The organism is Exiguobacterium sp. EF_C8 (assembly GCF_054956715.1).
The window spans coordinates 1,499,158-1,513,747 of the sequence record NZ_CM143264.1; the positions used below are offsets into that span (position 1 = coordinate 1,499,158).

Below are 14,590 nucleotides of genomic sequence, written 5' to 3' on the forward strand. Positions count from 1 at the left end.
TGTAATCATATTGATCACGAACATTTTTTAAAGGAGGGAACGATTGGATGAGAATCGTGAAGGTAGACCGATTGATAGTAGCATTGAGCATCTTTAGTGGACTTCTTGTATCCTTGGGTCGCTCGACGCAAATATATCCACAACAAATTAGTGGCAATGGGAATCTAGGGTTTCTTCCGCTTCTGTTACTTCTGTTACTTTTTCCGATTGGGATCGTTCTGATGTTGAAATGGATAAGAGAAGCGCAGTTACGTTTTTTATCCTTGATTGGTCTATCCACCAGCACGACAATCTATCTTGTGTGTGGCATCCTTTATCAAATCGAACAGTTCAGCCAGTATCAAGTGTTGGTCAAACAACAAGTCATTGCAGATCGTGGAACGATTGATGGGGACTATTTAACGAGTATTACGTCGATGCCTTCGCCCTATATGAACAGTCAATACTTTAACGGCAATACCTTCTTGATTTACTGGGCAAGCATCTTATTAATAGCGAGCTTGATCGCATGGTGGACTCGAGAGGAATGGCAAATATCTGAGTCAGATTAAAAAATCGCGCGACATGATGTTACCAATGAACAACAAAAAGAGTCCTTCTGTCTCCTGTACTGTGCAGAAGAGAGAAGGACTTGAAAAGTTTTAGCAACTAGAAGCATTTAAAAATGATCGCTCTGCATCTTATGCAGCAATTGATCAAACGTTTCGTGGTCCTTTGATGTAAAGGCGCGGAAATAACGATCATCGATTTCCTCGATTTCAGGAGCGGACGTTTGGATCAACTTCGTTCCCTGTTCTGTCAACAAAACCCGCTTTTCTCGATTGATCCGTTTCCGGATGACGAGATGTTCAGCAAGTAATTTCTTGACCGTTTGTGAAATGGCGCCACTTGAGAGTTCAAGCGTTCGTTCAAGTGATTTTTGCGTCGCACTTTCTTGGTGATACAAGGTCATCAATAAATCGAATTGGGACTTCGAGAGTCCTTTTGGTTTCAACACATCGTTGACTTCTTTCGAATAACGGCCATGGAGTCGCTGAATGGCGTTCCAGTGCTGCATCGAGGATTCGAATGTGAAGGTCATATTTTTTCCTCCTCTTTCGTCACGCAGGGTTGAGCTTATCGAAGAAACGGATCAATTCTTCTTGTTGTCGAGCCGTCAAAGCGGCGAATTGTTCTTGTTGAAAACGTTCGTAGGCGGGCACCACTTCTTGTAGGATGGCTGTTCCTTTTTCCGTCAGCAGAAGATAGTTCGTCTTCCATTTCCGTTGACGCGTGATTAATTGCCGGTCGAACAGTCGTTTGATTCCGTGTGAAATCGTGCCCTCGGTCACTTGGATCCGTTCGGCGATTTCCTTCTGACTCGTGCATGAGGTAGTGTGTAAGCAACGTAATACTTCCAGATTCGTATGGGAGAGATCCCAGTGTTTTAAGAAAGCGTTGACGCGCTTGATTTGTTGATTATGATAGGTCGCAATTGTATGCCAGCATGCCATTGGATATGTCTCTGTAGTTGTTGTCATGGAGAACCTCTTAAATATAGAATGTACTGCTGTTGAACTAGTTTCACCATACCATATTAAAAATATCTCGTGCTACTAGTTTGAGCGAAAAACCATCACTTTCCATTATTTCGATATACCTATAAAAAAATCCTGATCGAATCAAATCCGATCAGGAAGTATACCGCTTGATAACGTGAGATACGAATCCTTCAATTGGAATCCATATTTCGTAAAGCACATCTCAGAGACGCGTCCTTGTAAGGTGATCGTCGCATAGTCGCCACGAATGACAAAAGACTTAAATTTTTTCATAATGTCTTGAATCAAGGCCTCGAGCAACAAACCGCGTTCGCCAAGACCTTCTTCTCTGACATTGATTTCAATTAAAGAAAACGTACCATATTCTGTATTTTCCGTCTGTTTCGTACCTTCATAAAGTACGGTCAAATAGGATCGTTTCGAGACAAGCGATCGACTATTCGGTGGTTCAAGAATCGTGACGTAATAGCTTAGTGAAGGGAGACGTAAGTTTCGAGTGACCTCAACAATCTGGCGTTGATTATTATATGCAAGCCCAACGATTTGTTCTTGTGGATGATTCGGCACTGTCAATCCTTCTTGCTTACAAACGGTTTGCCACTCGGCTTCTGGAATCCACATGACCTCATTATTTTTCGTTGATGATTTAAATAATTTCACGTAGTACGGATGACCTCCCTATTTGTTCGTTAACTGCCATCAATTTACTATATTCTTTTATTCATTATAATCGTTTAATTGTATAATCCAACCTTTAAGGTATATTTTCTAGAAAGGGAACACTATCATTTCAGGATTAAAATATGAAACCACTATATTTTAACATATAAAATTAGTGCATGTTTAGATTTTGAAGGAAGAAAAATATAATTTTTTCTCAAAAAGAATTTAATATAGTAAATGAGAAAAGGTCAATCAAAAAAAGGATTGAATAAAGAGAAACCCCTGATCCTAGTTTACACCAGGATCAAGGGTTTGGAATCCACTCATTATTGAATTTATTTGGGGCAATTAATGGTGTGAGTTGTTTGTTACAGCATGACCATCTTTTTCAGGGAATACGTTCTTATCCAAATACTTATGGAAAAACCATTCTCCGACTCCAATGATTAATGCAGAGATAAGAGCAGCTTGAATGATATCTTCTCCTGGATTTTTAATCATAGATTCACCCATTACCCAAATGACAAAGAATGAAAGGAGAATATCTGCAATAGTAGCCATCATATTTCTTTTTTTATGGTCTTCATGGGGATCACGAGCATGTGCATGTTTATTGCTTACATAATTTTTAGAGTCACGAGTGGCACTTTGTTTGTTAGATGCTCCATCACCCGCTCTTCTAAAGATCATTAAATCACCTAATACGTAAGCGATTAATGTCAGCGCCAGGCTAATCAAAAGAGTCTTTTCGATTTCAACATCATAGATGACGGTTAAGATAAGGAGAAGAACGACTGCAATCATTAAAAATTTCATGATCAACGCTTTAAGATGATTCATTTTATTTCCTCCTTTATTTTTGTGTACTATAGCTACTTACCCGTACCTTAGTAAGTTAATCCGTTGCAGCTTTATTTAACTAAAAATATATAAAAAATACATGTTATTTAACAATTACCCTTTTTAAAAATATTCATTCAGTAATTGCAAAAATTATAGTAAAAAGGTCTCCCGTTATCTAAAGACTAATTTTAGAAAAATCATATGGATATGCGTAACTATGATATTAGAGTTACTATCAAAAAAAATTGTGGTTAAAATAATAAAAAAAATCGAGGTCGATTAATCATCGCACTCGAATGTCCTTTGTATTGAATAATTATTTATTTAGTTTGTTTGAAAAAACAAGTTTAATCGAAAAATTATTCGTCCCTCAGATTAAGTATACCGAGAACTTATCATGTGAAATAGACTATTCCTTCTCCTATTTCCTTACTATACTAAGTACATCAATCCATCAGGAGGCGAGTACATGAATACAGTCGAAGGACCATTTTTTCACGGTACGAAAGTGACTCTTCAAATCGGTGACGAATTAAAGCCGGGACATACATCGAATTTTCGAGAACAACCGCTCCAGCACGTCTATTTCACGGCAACACTCGATGCAGCGAAGTGGGGAGCAGAACTCGCTCGATCAGACGATCCGGAACACATCTATCTCGTCGAGCCGCTCGGAGCGTATGAAGATGATCCGAACTTGACGAACAAGCGTTTTCCCGGCAATCCGACCCGGTCGTATCGCTCGACTGAACCTGTAAAAATCATCGCTGAACTCGGAACGTGGGAACGGCATACGGACGAAGAAATAGAAGCGATGAAAGCATCCCTGCGGCGGCTACGCGCAGAAGGGAAGGATACGATCATCGACTAAAAGAACGGAGGAGAAGACTTGCCTGTACATGATTTCAAATCGATTCAACCGACGAACGTGAACGTCATTGATCAAATATTAGTCAATCACTTGCATGCCATCCGTCTGAATCAAGAGGACGAGCGATTGATCACGATCATGGAAGATCCATTCGTTCCACCTGTTGAAACGATCTTTGGAGTGTATTGTGTCTACCTGAAATCAATTCTTGATCTGTTGCAAGGTAGGATTTCCTCCATCGATTCGTATGACTTTCAGAAAGCATCTGCGAAAGACAAGCTCCTGACAGCAGAAGATTTCGAAGTAGTGCTTGATATGGCGACATTCGTCATCATTGCCTCAGAAGACAAGGCGTATATGTCCCACTATTTCATCGGTGGTGACACAGAGAAACTCAATTCGATATTGAATGTATGCTTTGGTCACCCGAATTTATTAGCGGACCAAGCATCGAAACGTTCAATCAAACGTTTTGAGCAAGATGTTCTGATCGTTGAAAAGATCGGGTGCATGAAATTGCTTCGAAATGAATAATGAAACTAATTAAATTTAAGATAAGCAATACCGCGTATTCTTTTTGGCATAATGCACTACAAAGTGAGTATGGAATGGTACAATATGTAAAAAGGGGGTTATTCGATTGTCTCGCTACAAACAAGAAAAGAAACAAACACTCGATCATCTACGCGATGGTGTTGATCAAGGTCTTGGTAGTGCCGTACCTCGTGGACAAAACGACGGAATGCGCGGACTTGAGATGCTTGCAGTCGTCGTAATCCTTGGTGGAGGATATTTGCTATACCAATGGTTTTTCTAAAGTAAGAAGCATCATCCTTTCGAGGACGATGCTTCTTTTTGTTCGATTTCATTGACGATATCATCAAGCGTGACATGAGCCAGCACTTTCTCAAGGGCGGATTGCGCAAGCTCGAAGATTGGCGTGACCGTCGATTGGATGTTTCGTCCGACCGGGCAGTCTAGATTCGGTGCTGCATGGACGCCGAACAATTCCTTGTCCGGTACGACAGCGACAGCGTGATAAACGTCAAGCAGCGTGATGCTAGACAATGGACGGGCGAGCCGTGCACCGGCAACACCCGGACGAACTTCAATCAAATCGGCTTTTTTGAGCATGCTCATGATTTTACGGATGACAACCGGATTCGTATTGACGCTGCCGGCAATCAAGTCGGATGTCATTTTCTCGTCGGTCGCAATCAACGAGAGAATGTGGATGCCGACTGAAAAACGTGTACTGATGGCCAACGGATGACCCCTCCTTCTTAAAAACAGTGTTCTCTCATTATACGTCGTATTGTTCATTTGGCAAGAAACGGGGAATAGAGACAATAATGTTGACAAACACTTCAATTGTAACTATATTGGTTACATGTAATCGAAGTAGTTACATATCAAAAGGAGGAATCATCATGAACATTGGAGTTATCGGTGCAACAGGAAAAGCAGGGCAATTGATTCTACAAGAAGCAATCGAGCGCGGTCATGACGTCACAGCAATCGTCCGTAATGCGGCAAAAGTGACGGCTAACGTCACGATTCTCGAGCGCGATGTCCTCGCTCTGACGAAAGACGACTTGAACGAGTTTGACGCAATCGTCAATGCGTTTAACGCAGCACCCGGTGAGGAGACGAAACATATCGAAGTCGGGCGTCACTTGATCAATCTGTTAGCAGGTAGTAAGACGCGCCTATTCGTCGTCGGTGGAGCAGGAAGCCTATTCGTTGACGAGAGTCATTCGACACGCGTCATGGAAACACCGGATTTCCCGGAAGCGTATTATCCGACAGCCTCGAACATGGGGAAAAATCTGATCGAACTACAAGGACAGCAAGACGTGACGTGGACGTATCTCAGCCCCGCTGGATTCTTTGATCCGAGCGGTCAACGAACAGGAACGTATTCGGTCGGCGGTGAGCAGATGATTCTAAATGCAAAAGGGGAGAGCTACATCAGTTACGCGGATTACGCTATTGCTGTAGTGGATGAGCTTGAAAAAGGACAACACCTCAACGAACGGTTTTCCGTCGTTGGTGAACAAGGATGACGTTGTCAGACCGACGTATCTAGTCGGTCTTTTTTGATGGGTGGAGTGAGAGATACAGCGGAGGACGGATGGCGAATCAGCGCAGTTTGCTTAAAATGAGAAGAGAAACGACAAAAGGAGCATACATCATGATGCAACGATATTTTAGTATCATCAGTCTGTTAGCTGTCTTGATCGTCTGTACGACGTCGACGCAACCGTCTCGGTTCGAACGTTCCGAACCAGTCGCGACGATTGAGGATCATTACGCAGGACAAATCAATTGGCCGAGTGACACCGATCCGTTGCTAGAGCTTCATGCCAAACCGTGATCTACATATGACCGATCAAAGCCCGTCTTCTTAAAGAAGACGGGCTTTTTGGTGACGTTAAATGACAGTCATTGCGCTCAAGAAGACGAAGAAGAACGTGATGCCGCTCGTCAAAATCAAAAAGGGAAGGACGATCAGTAATTCGAGATGCGGACGAAGACCGTAGTAAAGCAGAAAGAACAAAGTTAAACAGGCGGTCGTGATCGTCAACGCAAGAGAAGTCATCAAAAGATGAAGGGGTTCGAAAAACGGAAGGTGAGACGATCCTGTGATCGTATCGAAAGCTAAACCAAAGGACAGAAAAATGAGTAAATACAGAAGCGATTTTTGACGAAACATGTGGCATGTCTCCTTTTACTAAACGATACATTTAGTATAAAGCGTAGGTCTTCTTGTTTTACCTAACAAAAATGTAAGAAAGTGGCTGATTTCAAACAGCTGAATCTTTCTTGTATAACAATGTCAAACGCGTCATCAAAAAGTAGAGGAAAGCGGCGCTACTCGCGATTGCCTGAAAATAGATCGGTTGAAACAAACCTTTGAATACAAGTAACAGTACGCCACCGAGTAATAAGGCGATGCCTTGATTCAGGAGGAGGTGTGTTATCCAAGGTAGTGGACGTGAGCGAAATCGGAAGTAACGAATCGCGTCGGTCAGGATGCCACCGACCGTGATGACGATCACAAACGACAGCAAGGTCTCGAAGACACCTGGATAATAGCCGATGTCCGGATCGGGCTTGAGACGTGGTGATGACGGAAGGTGTTGATAAACCATCAGAAAAATCCAATTACTCATCAGAAGTCGAAATGACAGACGGATCATGGTACTCCTCCTTTCCAGTCTTCATGAGGATGAATAGACGGGTGATCATTACATATAAAAAGGTAGCGACTACGTTTCCGATGAAAAATAGCGCGGGAAGTGAACTGAACAAGATGAACGCACCGGCAAACACGAAGACCGTACCTTGATGAACGAGGAGATGCGTCATCCACGGTAGCGAACGTTTCGTGAAGCGGACAGCTAACAGAGCGTCAGCAATCACGGTACCGCTGAAGAATAATAGCATGACAGCATCTAACTGTTCATTGACGAGCTGCACCGCGTGAGACAAACACGGAACCATCATCGTCATCGAGCCAAACAAGTTAAGAAATAAAAAGAAGCTGAAGACGGTCCGACCGAGCCACCCGAACAGATAGGGGAGGAATGACGGATACTTTCGCGCCGACTCGGAGACGATGTAATAAATCAACGCTACACCAGAACAGAATAAGATGAGAACGAGCGAAAACGAATTTGGTTGCATGAGCAGATAGAGGACGATGCTTGCGAATAACGCGACGATTTGATTGAGGATGACCCGTTTTACGAATGAAATATCCGAACGAAATAACAGGCGCGGAAGCCCTTCTGTTAAGAGTGCACCGATCAGAATGGCGGGACCGGCAAACAATAGACCAATCATAAAGAAGTCGGTGAAGGAAGTGCCGTATATTGCTGGGTCACCCATTTCAAACCCAGCAATGAGTGCATACAAGAAAGCGAACAATATCGCGGAAATGAAACTGTTCTTTACGATAGATAACATGAGATAAGCCTTTTCCGACTGACGTTCAAAATAGTTTATACCAATACAATGTCAGGTCAATATGTGGATTGGCGAATTGTTTTAAACTATCGACACCGCCGAGCACGAAACCTTCTCGTTCGTAAAAACGGCAAGCAATCAAGTTATCGTCCTGTGCTTCGAGTGACAGACCACTCAACTCACGTTGCTGTGCCCATTTTGACGCAGCGACAAGCAATTGGTGTCCGACGCCTAGTTTACGAAACGCTTGTTTGACCGCGATGTTTTCGATGTAGGCGAAACGGTTCCAGTCACGAACAAGACGAATCTGTCCGACACAAGAAGTGCCGGAAAAGGCGAGGAGGACGATTCGATTCTCGTTTTCGATATACGTCGCCCAATCGAGTCGATCGTCAGGAAAACGGGTTTCAGTAGCGGTTTCATAGAGTTCTTCCGTATAAGACCATGCGGTACCAGAAAACTGCGGAACGATGCGTCCGATGATCGGGAATGAATCGTTGGCATGATTGACGAATGGAATGCTCTCGAACGATAGCGGTTGAATCGTCAGCTTTTCAGTCTCTTTCATTGTCATCCTCCTTCTGTCTATAGAGATCTACTTCACTCTATTCATCATCTCCTACAGACTGAGCATTGTCACGAGGAGAGATGCGAGAACAGGTCAATTTTCGAATGAACCAGGTTTTAATTTTTCTAAAAAAGGAATTGCTTCAACAGGAACGAATACATAGTCAGAAGACGTTGAAACAGTACAGAAAGACAGCAGTAGAGGACGTGACAACATGAACATGGATACGGTCAATCAGTATCTCGATGCCTATGGATACGGCGTTATTTTCATTTTTTTATTTTTTGGCATCGTCGGGATTCCAGCACCGGAAGAATCCTTACTCGTCCTGATCGGCATCTTAAGTGGTCAAAACGAAGAACGTTTAATCTATTCAATCTTGACCGCGTATGCTGGGACGTTTGTCGGTATGCTGACGGCATATGGAGCGGGGCGCTTCTTCGGACCGACTGTCCTACGATACGGTCGATTCATCGGATTGACGAAGGAACGCTGGGAGCGGGTGTCAAACGGCTACATGGAACGAATCAATCGAACGATCATCGGCGGTCTTTATATTCCGGGGGTGCGACAGATCAATCCATATTTTGCAGGCATGAAGCGGATTTCTTTCGGTCGGTACTTCTTTGTGTCAGCAATCGGTTCCGCGCTGTGGGTCGTACCTTTTGTCTTACTCGGTCACTTTGCAGGAAAGACATTTCATATCAAGCCGGAAGTCGTACCGTATTTCGGACTTGCCTTACTCGTATTGTTCCTGCTCGGAGTGCTCGTGAAATGGCTCAAGCGGAAGCGACTGGAGAAACGCGTCGTTTCAGGGAAAAACGAAGCGGGAAAAGAAGACTAAACGTTACTTTTTTGTTGAAGGAACGTCGGAACAGTTTGAAGGAGTGGACAAACGATGCAAAAAATAGTGATCTTTCCTTTTTTAAGGATGCGATCCGGTCATCATCTGGTTGCCGAAGCGATCGCCGAACGACTGCAAGGTCCAGGGGTTGAAGTCAAGGAAGTAGAATTGCTCAGTACGATCAGCCCGTTTGCGGAATGGGTGACATCGAAGTTTTACCTGAACTGGATCCGACACTTCTCAAACGGCTATAGCCGTTTTTATCATCAGCATATTGCCGGACGTTCGAGCAATGCCCGGTCGACAGGGTGGACGTCGCATTATTTCCAACAACAGATGTTACGGATCATCCGGACGGAACAACCGGACGTCATCATCTGTACACATGCGTTTCCCTCCTATCTCTTGAATCAATTAAAAGAACGAAACCTTTGTGACGTACCGGTCATCAATGCCTATACCGATTTATTCGTCAGCCGCGTCTGGGGAAAGACGCATATCGAGTATCATCTGTTGCCGAATCGTGAGGCAAGGCAAGAATTGCACGAGCATCATGCTGTACCCATTGAGCGCTTGTTCGTGACGGGTATCCCCGTCCATCCAGCAATTGCTGGCGGTTCCATTTTTCGCTCGACGCAGTCACGCAAACAAATTCTTGTCGCAGGCGGAAACGGTGGACTAGGTCAACTCGAGACCTTACTGACGCAGATCGAACAGTGTCCAGAAGCAGATTTCCATGTCTTATGTGGGAAGAACCAAACATTGTATAAACGACTAGCTTCGCGACGTCATCCACATATCCATCCGCTCACCTATATCGATTCACGGGATGAGATGAATCAGCTGTATGAACGAATGGATGCGATTGTTACGAAACCGGGTGGCGTGACGGTCAGTGAAGCATTCGAAAAACGTGTACCGTTGTTCATTCAACACGTCCTACCGGGACAAGAAGAGATCAATCGTACGTATTTGATGGAGAAAGGACTTGCGTTCGCATTTCATCAAACGGATACACTCGCGGACGTCATCCGTCGGACGCTTGAGAACCCAGACGTCATGCATGCTTGGCAACAAGCAGTCACGCAGTATCAAAATGATCGCGTCATGGCCGATCAGCGGTTCTTCGCGGAACGGATTGCGGGTTGCCTGCAAGACCGTCGCCGAAAAGTAAATGAATAAAAGGGAGTTAGTTTCTATGCGTTCACGTCTTATCACAGCAGGAATTCTCGCGACACTCGCCTATACGGTCGTCCCGTACGTGGCGTCACGCGTCTTTGGATGGCGCGTGACAAAATCACTGAACTCACGATACGTCGCCTTAACGTTCGATGATGGTCCAGATCCCGTCTATACGACAGAACTGCTCGATCTCTTAAAACAAGAAGGCATTCAGGCGACGTTTTTTGTCGTTGGTCATAAAGCAGAAGCACATCCGGACCTCATTCGCCGGATACACGACGAAGGGCATCAACTCGGTATCCACAATTACGTCCATCGACCGAACTGGTCGATGCGACCGTCGACGGTCCGGGCAGGAATCGAGCGGACGGCTATGATCATTGAACGGATCACCGGTGAACGTCCGACGGTCTATCGTCCACCGTGGGGTGCACTCAATGCCGGAGATGTCCTCTGTCCAACCGCTTACAAGATGATTCTCTGGTCGAAGATGGCGGAAGACTGGAAGGTAGAAGGCGGGACAGTAAAAATCAAGAGGCTACTATCGAATGTGTCAGAAGGAGATATCATCTTGCTCCACGATAACGGGGATACGTTCGGCGCGGACCCACAAGCACCTGTGCAGACGATTGAAGCGCTTCGTGAACTCTTGCCGAACTGGAAAGCACGCGGCTTACAGTTTCGTCGCATTGATCAAACGTAAAAAAAGAGGAGCTATCCGGTGCCGGATAGCTCCTCTTTTGCATGGATTATGCTTCGCGTGACAAGTCCTCATCTTCTTGACTATGATGGAGAATCAAGCGCCGCACGACGAACGAGCGTAAGAATAGGATGAAGGTGATGACCGGAAGTAGTAACCACCAAGATTGCGTCAAAAATAAGTCGTCGAACGTCGTGATCATGACGAAATGACGACCAATGTAAAGCCACATGAAAAAGGAACTGACGAATAGAATTGCTTCCGCCGTTGTCATGAACTCAAACTCATTTTTCATTGAACTACTCCTTATGGATGTATTTGGTTTTTTTTACACTATCCACCATATCACAAGACCGATACCAATGCCCCAACAACCTAATACGAACGCTAGACCATAACGTCGGAGCAATGGAAAGGAACGAGTTCCTTGTTGTTCAAGACGTCGTTGTGCTTGTGTCAAGATCTCTTTAGGAATCGAACGGATGATGAAGTAGATACCGAGTGGAACGAGTAAGAGATCGTCGAGAAGACCGATGACAGGCAGAAAATCTGGTATCAAGTCGATCGGACTGACAGTATAGGCGATTAAGGCGATGATTCCCCATTTGATATGACGAGGTAAACGAGGATGTTCGATTGCATAAGAGAGGACTGATAATTGTTGCTTCATCCGTCTAGCGATGCGTTTCATTCGCTCTAACATAGGCGAGTACTCCTTTCTTATGAACGAACCGGTTCCCGTTCGTTTGTCGTGACGGCTGCCTCTTCATCCGCTTCATACAGAATGACACGATTTCGTCCTTGTTCCTTTGAGGCATATAATGCGTCGTCCGCAAGAATATTCATTCTTTGAATGGCGATATGTTTCCCGTGAGCGATCCCGACGGATGCCGTGATGGCAATCGACGGGGATCCGTCGAGCTGAAAGTGTGTGTTCGCGATCCGTTCTCGAATCCGGTTAGCGACTTTCGTGACTTTTGGAGGCGTGAGATCATAGATGAGGACCATGAATTCTTCGCCGCCAATTCGAGCAGTGATATCATGCGGACGTGTCTCTTCCTGCAAGATCCGTGCAAACTGTTGCAAGACGAGATCACCGTTCGCATGACCGTACGTATCGTTGACATGCTTGAAATGATCGATATCGAGCGCGAGCACATTGTAGACGCGTCCTTCTGCTTCAAGCAATGTCGTCCGTTCGTCCCAGACACGCCGATTGTACAGTCCTGTCAAGTGATCGAGTTCTGCTGATTGTTTATAACGCTGGACCTGTTCGTTGAGCAACTGAAAGTCGATCGTCAAGAGACTCGATAACAGTCCAACCGCAAGTCCGATCGTCCACGTTGAAGCAAGTAAACGAAGAGCGGCGTCACTGAAGCCGAGATTGATCGAGACAGCGATCGAGATCATGAACAATGACCAGACGTTCATGATCAGGTTTTGCAAGAGCGGTCGATGGAGTAACCGCTTATGAATGAAGTACATCCCGGTGCTGATGCCGAGGACTGCGAGAAAGGCGACGATTGATTGCGGGGTCCAGCCGAAGTAAAATCGAGAACAACCGATGATCAGCGTCGCGATGATGAGAGGCGAGCGAACGCCATAAAAAGCGAGCAGGACGAGCGGTAAATGACGTAAGTCCATCCGTAACGATTCATTGACTGCAATTCCTTTAAACATCAATAGCACACCGAGTAGTCCGGTTGCAAGACCAACGATGAGGGACTTCATTCTGCTCGATGCGAGGCGTTGACTATAGATGATTTTAGCGATTAAATAAAAGCCGGTGAAGGCGATACAGGCATTCAATAACAACTCGGCAATGAACATGAGTTCCACATCCTTGAGTATGATACTTTCACGATAGCAGTTTGATAAGGGATGTCAACGAGAGAGACTCAAAATTTTAAAGATTCAGGAAAAGTCTTGCTCGATTGAAAGTATTTGGTAAAATAAGAGAGCTTCAGGAAAAGGGAGGGATGAAGTGAAATTAAAACGTCTTATGATTGAGGCACGGAAACTTGACGGACGTCCGCACTATTCGTGGGATGGATATGTCCTAAAGCAGACAAAAGACTATCTACTCGTCGCGAATATTCCAGGGCGGACGCTTCATCATCATCGTCGCGCAACCGTTTATACATACGACAACTATAGTCTCGAATTCTATCCGTTTGAAGCTGATTTCACGGTTGGTCTCGATATAGAACGGACGGGAGAGATGAGCTATTACTGCAATATCTGTCTTCCGTCAGTCCTTCAAGATGAAACATTATCGTTCATCGATCTGGATCTTGATCTCGTCTATCGAAACGGAGTGTGGCAAGTCGTCGACGAGGACGAATTTATGGAGAACCAACGGCTCTATCACTATCCGGTCGAATTGATTGAACGAACCCGTGCGTCATTGCTGAACCTTCAAGAACGGATCGCGCAGCAACAGTTTCCGTTTGACGGCTATTTAGATGCTTTCATCCCGACCGTCATGAACATGAATGATGGAAAGGATACCCAATAAAAAAACCACGATATCACGCATTTAGTCTGTTCGCTTTTTGTCGCAAGACGTTTGAGTCGGTCTATACGTTGACTCTCTTGATTCTATCATTAAAGCTAGGGGTCCTCCTGTATGTCTCGTCTTAGTAGAGTAATCCGATGTAGTTCAATGAAACATCCTGAAGTGAGATTAACGTCGTCTACGTAACGTTATGGAAGTCGCTGAACCTTCGTTTGTAATTCAAGAGTAAATACGCTTCTATTAAACAATGAATAAACGGCTTGAGTCCGGTAAAGTACCGAATTCAAGCCGTTTTAAGGGACATTCGTTCATCTGTTAACGATTCATTCATGAAGTAACAATATGTTTCTTCATCATGTATTGCATGCAATTAAAAAAGGCACTGATGGCTAGTGGGATGATGACGATACTTATTCCTACAAGCACTAATCCAGGAGCATCATCTAACTGACCTATATAAAAGAATACGGGAAGAATAGAAATCGCTAAAATAGCAATCACGAGGAATGCCTTTTTAATGCTATTCGACGATGAAGAAATACGAATAGCCGCGTCCTGACTTTTTGTAAAGGCGCTTAAAATACGGAAACCGTGGAAAATAGAAGCCAATAGCGGTATAAGAGCAATATAAGCAACGATCAATACGACATATCCTGGTTTTTCAAAAATGATTGAACTCTTGATTCCGTTCAGCAATGTAGGGATTGCATAGCCCGCTAAACCCAGTAGACCAAGAGATAGTACAAATAGGCATGACTTTAGTAAAAAAACACTTAACTTTGGGGGATTCATGGTAGCAATCCTTCTTTCCATATGACTTTTCATTTAATGATATATGTAAAGTGTATGATGAAATACGAACTATTACGTAAGCCTTTAGACTGATTT

At 44.3% G+C, this 14,590-nt stretch carries 23 protein-coding genes; 10 read left to right on the top strand and 13 right to left on the bottom strand.

Going from position 1 to position 14,590, the window contains the following annotated elements:
- Nucleotides 1-47: 47 nt before the first annotated feature.
- The gene (locus tag ACY2IG_RS07905; protein WP_462618683.1) at nt 48-551 is read left to right on the top strand and encodes a hypothetical protein; all 504 of its coding nucleotides are present in this window, start codon (nt 48-50) and stop codon (nt 549-551) included.
- Between the two features lie 107 nt (nt 552-658).
- Here the strand turns inward: ACY2IG_RS07905 and ACY2IG_RS07910 are convergent, their stop codons facing one another.
- The 4 genes from ACY2IG_RS07910 to ACY2IG_RS07925 form a co-directional block, all read right to left on the bottom strand.
- Nucleotides 659-1,081: a MarR family winged helix-turn-helix transcriptional regulator gene (locus tag ACY2IG_RS07910; RefSeq protein ID WP_035408199.1), complete on the bottom strand. Its 423-nt coding sequence runs from the start codon at nt 1,079-1,081 to the stop codon at nt 659-661.
- Between the two features lie 19 nt (nt 1,082-1,100).
- Complete coding sequence (locus ACY2IG_RS07915) at nt 1,101-1,520, bottom strand: MarR family winged helix-turn-helix transcriptional regulator (protein WP_308101462.1); 420 nt, start codon at nt 1,518-1,520, stop codon at nt 1,101-1,103.
- A gap of 141 nt (nt 1,521-1,661) precedes the next feature.
- Nucleotides 1,662-2,201, bottom strand: coding sequence for a hypothetical protein (locus tag ACY2IG_RS07920; RefSeq protein ID WP_308101463.1), 540 nt, complete (start codon nt 2,199-2,201; stop codon nt 1,662-1,664).
- Nucleotides 2,202-2,552: 351 nt separating this feature from the next.
- Entirely contained in the window at nt 2,553-3,044 is a 492-nt protein-coding gene (locus ACY2IG_RS07925) for a YndM family protein (protein WP_462618684.1), read from the bottom strand.
- A gap of 472 nt (nt 3,045-3,516) precedes the next feature.
- Here ACY2IG_RS07925 and arr point away from each other — a divergent pair, with 472 nt between their 5' ends.
- From arr to ACY2IG_RS07940, 3 genes are all read left to right on the top strand, one after another.
- On the top strand, nt 3,517-3,918 hold the full coding sequence (arr, locus tag ACY2IG_RS07930) for an NAD(+)--rifampin ADP-ribosyltransferase (protein WP_308101465.1): 402 nt from the start codon (nt 3,517-3,519) through the stop codon (nt 3,916-3,918).
- Nucleotides 3,919-3,936: 18 nt separating this feature from the next.
- Nucleotides 3,937-4,452 carry a hypothetical protein gene (locus ACY2IG_RS07935; RefSeq protein ID WP_308101466.1) on the top strand — a complete coding sequence of 172 codons (516 nt, stop codon included), beginning with the start codon at nt 3,937-3,939 and terminating at the stop codon, nt 4,450-4,452.
- A gap of 106 nt (nt 4,453-4,558) precedes the next feature.
- Nucleotides 4,559-4,735, top strand: coding sequence for a hypothetical protein (locus ACY2IG_RS07940; protein WP_155960154.1), 177 nt, complete (start codon nt 4,559-4,561; stop codon nt 4,733-4,735).
- Between the two features lie 11 nt (nt 4,736-4,746).
- Here the strand turns inward: ACY2IG_RS07940 and ACY2IG_RS07945 are convergent, their stop codons facing one another.
- Nucleotides 4,747-5,184, bottom strand: coding sequence for an Rrf2 family transcriptional regulator (locus ACY2IG_RS07945; protein WP_308101467.1), 438 nt, complete (start codon nt 5,182-5,184; stop codon nt 4,747-4,749).
- 164 nt (nt 5,185-5,348) lie between these two features.
- Between ACY2IG_RS07945 and ACY2IG_RS07950 the strand changes: the two genes are divergently transcribed.
- Both ACY2IG_RS07950 and ACY2IG_RS07955 read left to right on the top strand, forming a co-directional pair.
- Nucleotides 5,349-5,984, top strand: a complete 636-nt coding sequence (locus tag ACY2IG_RS07950) for an NAD(P)-dependent oxidoreductase (protein WP_462618685.1) — start codon at nt 5,349-5,351, stop codon at nt 5,982-5,984.
- 128 nt (nt 5,985-6,112) lie between these two features.
- Nucleotides 6,113-6,295 (top strand): hypothetical protein, encoded by a 183-nt coding sequence (locus ACY2IG_RS07955; RefSeq protein ID WP_462618686.1) that lies wholly within the window; start codon nt 6,113-6,115, stop codon nt 6,293-6,295.
- Between the two features lie 57 nt (nt 6,296-6,352).
- On the opposite strand, the gene ACY2IG_RS07960 is transcribed toward ACY2IG_RS07955, so the two are convergent.
- The 4 genes from ACY2IG_RS07960 to ACY2IG_RS07975 all read right to left on the bottom strand — a co-directional run bounded on the left by ACY2IG_RS07960 (nt 6,353) and on the right by ACY2IG_RS07975 (nt 8,458).
- A complete protein-coding gene (locus tag ACY2IG_RS07960; protein WP_035408189.1) occupies nt 6,353-6,634 on the bottom strand; it encodes a hypothetical protein in 282 nt (93 codons plus the stop codon).
- 91 nt (nt 6,635-6,725) lie between these two features.
- A complete protein-coding gene (locus tag ACY2IG_RS07965; RefSeq protein ID WP_462618687.1) occupies nt 6,726-7,121 on the bottom strand; it encodes a hypothetical protein in 396 nt (131 codons plus the stop codon).
- Nucleotides 7,087-7,890: a hypothetical protein gene (locus ACY2IG_RS07970; RefSeq protein WP_462618688.1), complete on the bottom strand. Its 804-nt coding sequence runs from the start codon at nt 7,888-7,890 to the stop codon at nt 7,087-7,089. Before ACY2IG_RS07970 ends, ACY2IG_RS07965 begins: the two co-directional genes overlap by 35 nt.
- A gap of 25 nt (nt 7,891-7,915) precedes the next feature.
- Nucleotides 7,916-8,458 carry a GNAT family N-acetyltransferase gene (locus ACY2IG_RS07975; RefSeq protein WP_290787055.1) on the bottom strand — a complete coding sequence of 181 codons (543 nt, stop codon included), beginning with the start codon at nt 8,456-8,458 and terminating at the stop codon, nt 7,916-7,918.
- Between the two features lie 214 nt (nt 8,459-8,672).
- Between ACY2IG_RS07975 and ACY2IG_RS07980 the strand changes: the two genes are divergently transcribed.
- Genes ACY2IG_RS07980 through ACY2IG_RS07990 form a run of 3 tightly spaced genes read left to right on the top strand, consistent with a single transcriptional unit; the run spans nt 8,673 to nt 11,187 of the window.
- A complete protein-coding gene (locus ACY2IG_RS07980) occupies nt 8,673-9,302 on the top strand; it encodes a DedA family protein (RefSeq protein ID WP_290757852.1) in 630 nt (209 codons plus the stop codon).
- A 54-nt stretch (nt 9,303-9,356) separates the two neighbouring features.
- Nucleotides 9,357-10,484 carry an MGDG synthase family glycosyltransferase gene (locus ACY2IG_RS07985; protein ID WP_462618689.1) on the top strand — a complete coding sequence of 376 codons (1,128 nt, stop codon included), beginning with the start codon at nt 9,357-9,359 and terminating at the stop codon, nt 10,482-10,484.
- A gap of 16 nt (nt 10,485-10,500) precedes the next feature.
- On the top strand, nt 10,501-11,187 hold the full coding sequence (locus ACY2IG_RS07990) for a polysaccharide deacetylase family protein (protein WP_375091693.1): 687 nt from the start codon (nt 10,501-10,503) through the stop codon (nt 11,185-11,187).
- A 46-nt stretch (nt 11,188-11,233) separates the two neighbouring features.
- Here ACY2IG_RS07990 and ACY2IG_RS07995 read toward each other — a convergent pair whose 3' ends face one another.
- Genes ACY2IG_RS07995 through ACY2IG_RS08005 form a run of 3 tightly spaced genes read right to left on the bottom strand, consistent with a single transcriptional unit; the run spans nt 11,234 to nt 13,014 of the window.
- Nucleotides 11,234-11,479, bottom strand: a complete 246-nt coding sequence (locus tag ACY2IG_RS07995) for a hypothetical protein (protein ID WP_035408177.1) — start codon at nt 11,477-11,479, stop codon at nt 11,234-11,236.
- A 33-nt stretch (nt 11,480-11,512) separates the two neighbouring features.
- Entirely contained in the window at nt 11,513-11,887 is a 375-nt protein-coding gene (locus tag ACY2IG_RS08000; protein ID WP_035408175.1) for a YkvA family protein, read from the bottom strand.
- A gap of 17 nt (nt 11,888-11,904) precedes the next feature.
- A complete protein-coding gene (locus tag ACY2IG_RS08005; RefSeq protein ID WP_290750111.1) occupies nt 11,905-13,014 on the bottom strand; it encodes a GGDEF domain-containing protein in 1,110 nt (369 codons plus the stop codon).
- Between the two features lie 154 nt (nt 13,015-13,168).
- Between ACY2IG_RS08005 and ACY2IG_RS08010 the strand changes: the two genes are divergently transcribed.
- Entirely contained in the window at nt 13,169-13,702 is a 534-nt protein-coding gene (locus ACY2IG_RS08010) for a DUF402 domain-containing protein (protein ID WP_056061160.1), read from the top strand.
- A gap of 327 nt (nt 13,703-14,029) precedes the next feature.
- Here the strand turns inward: ACY2IG_RS08010 and ACY2IG_RS08015 are convergent, their stop codons facing one another.
- Nucleotides 14,030-14,494 carry a hypothetical protein gene (locus ACY2IG_RS08015; protein WP_375091694.1) on the bottom strand — a complete coding sequence of 155 codons (465 nt, stop codon included), beginning with the start codon at nt 14,492-14,494 and terminating at the stop codon, nt 14,030-14,032.
- Nucleotides 14,495-14,590 lie beyond the last annotated feature (96 nt).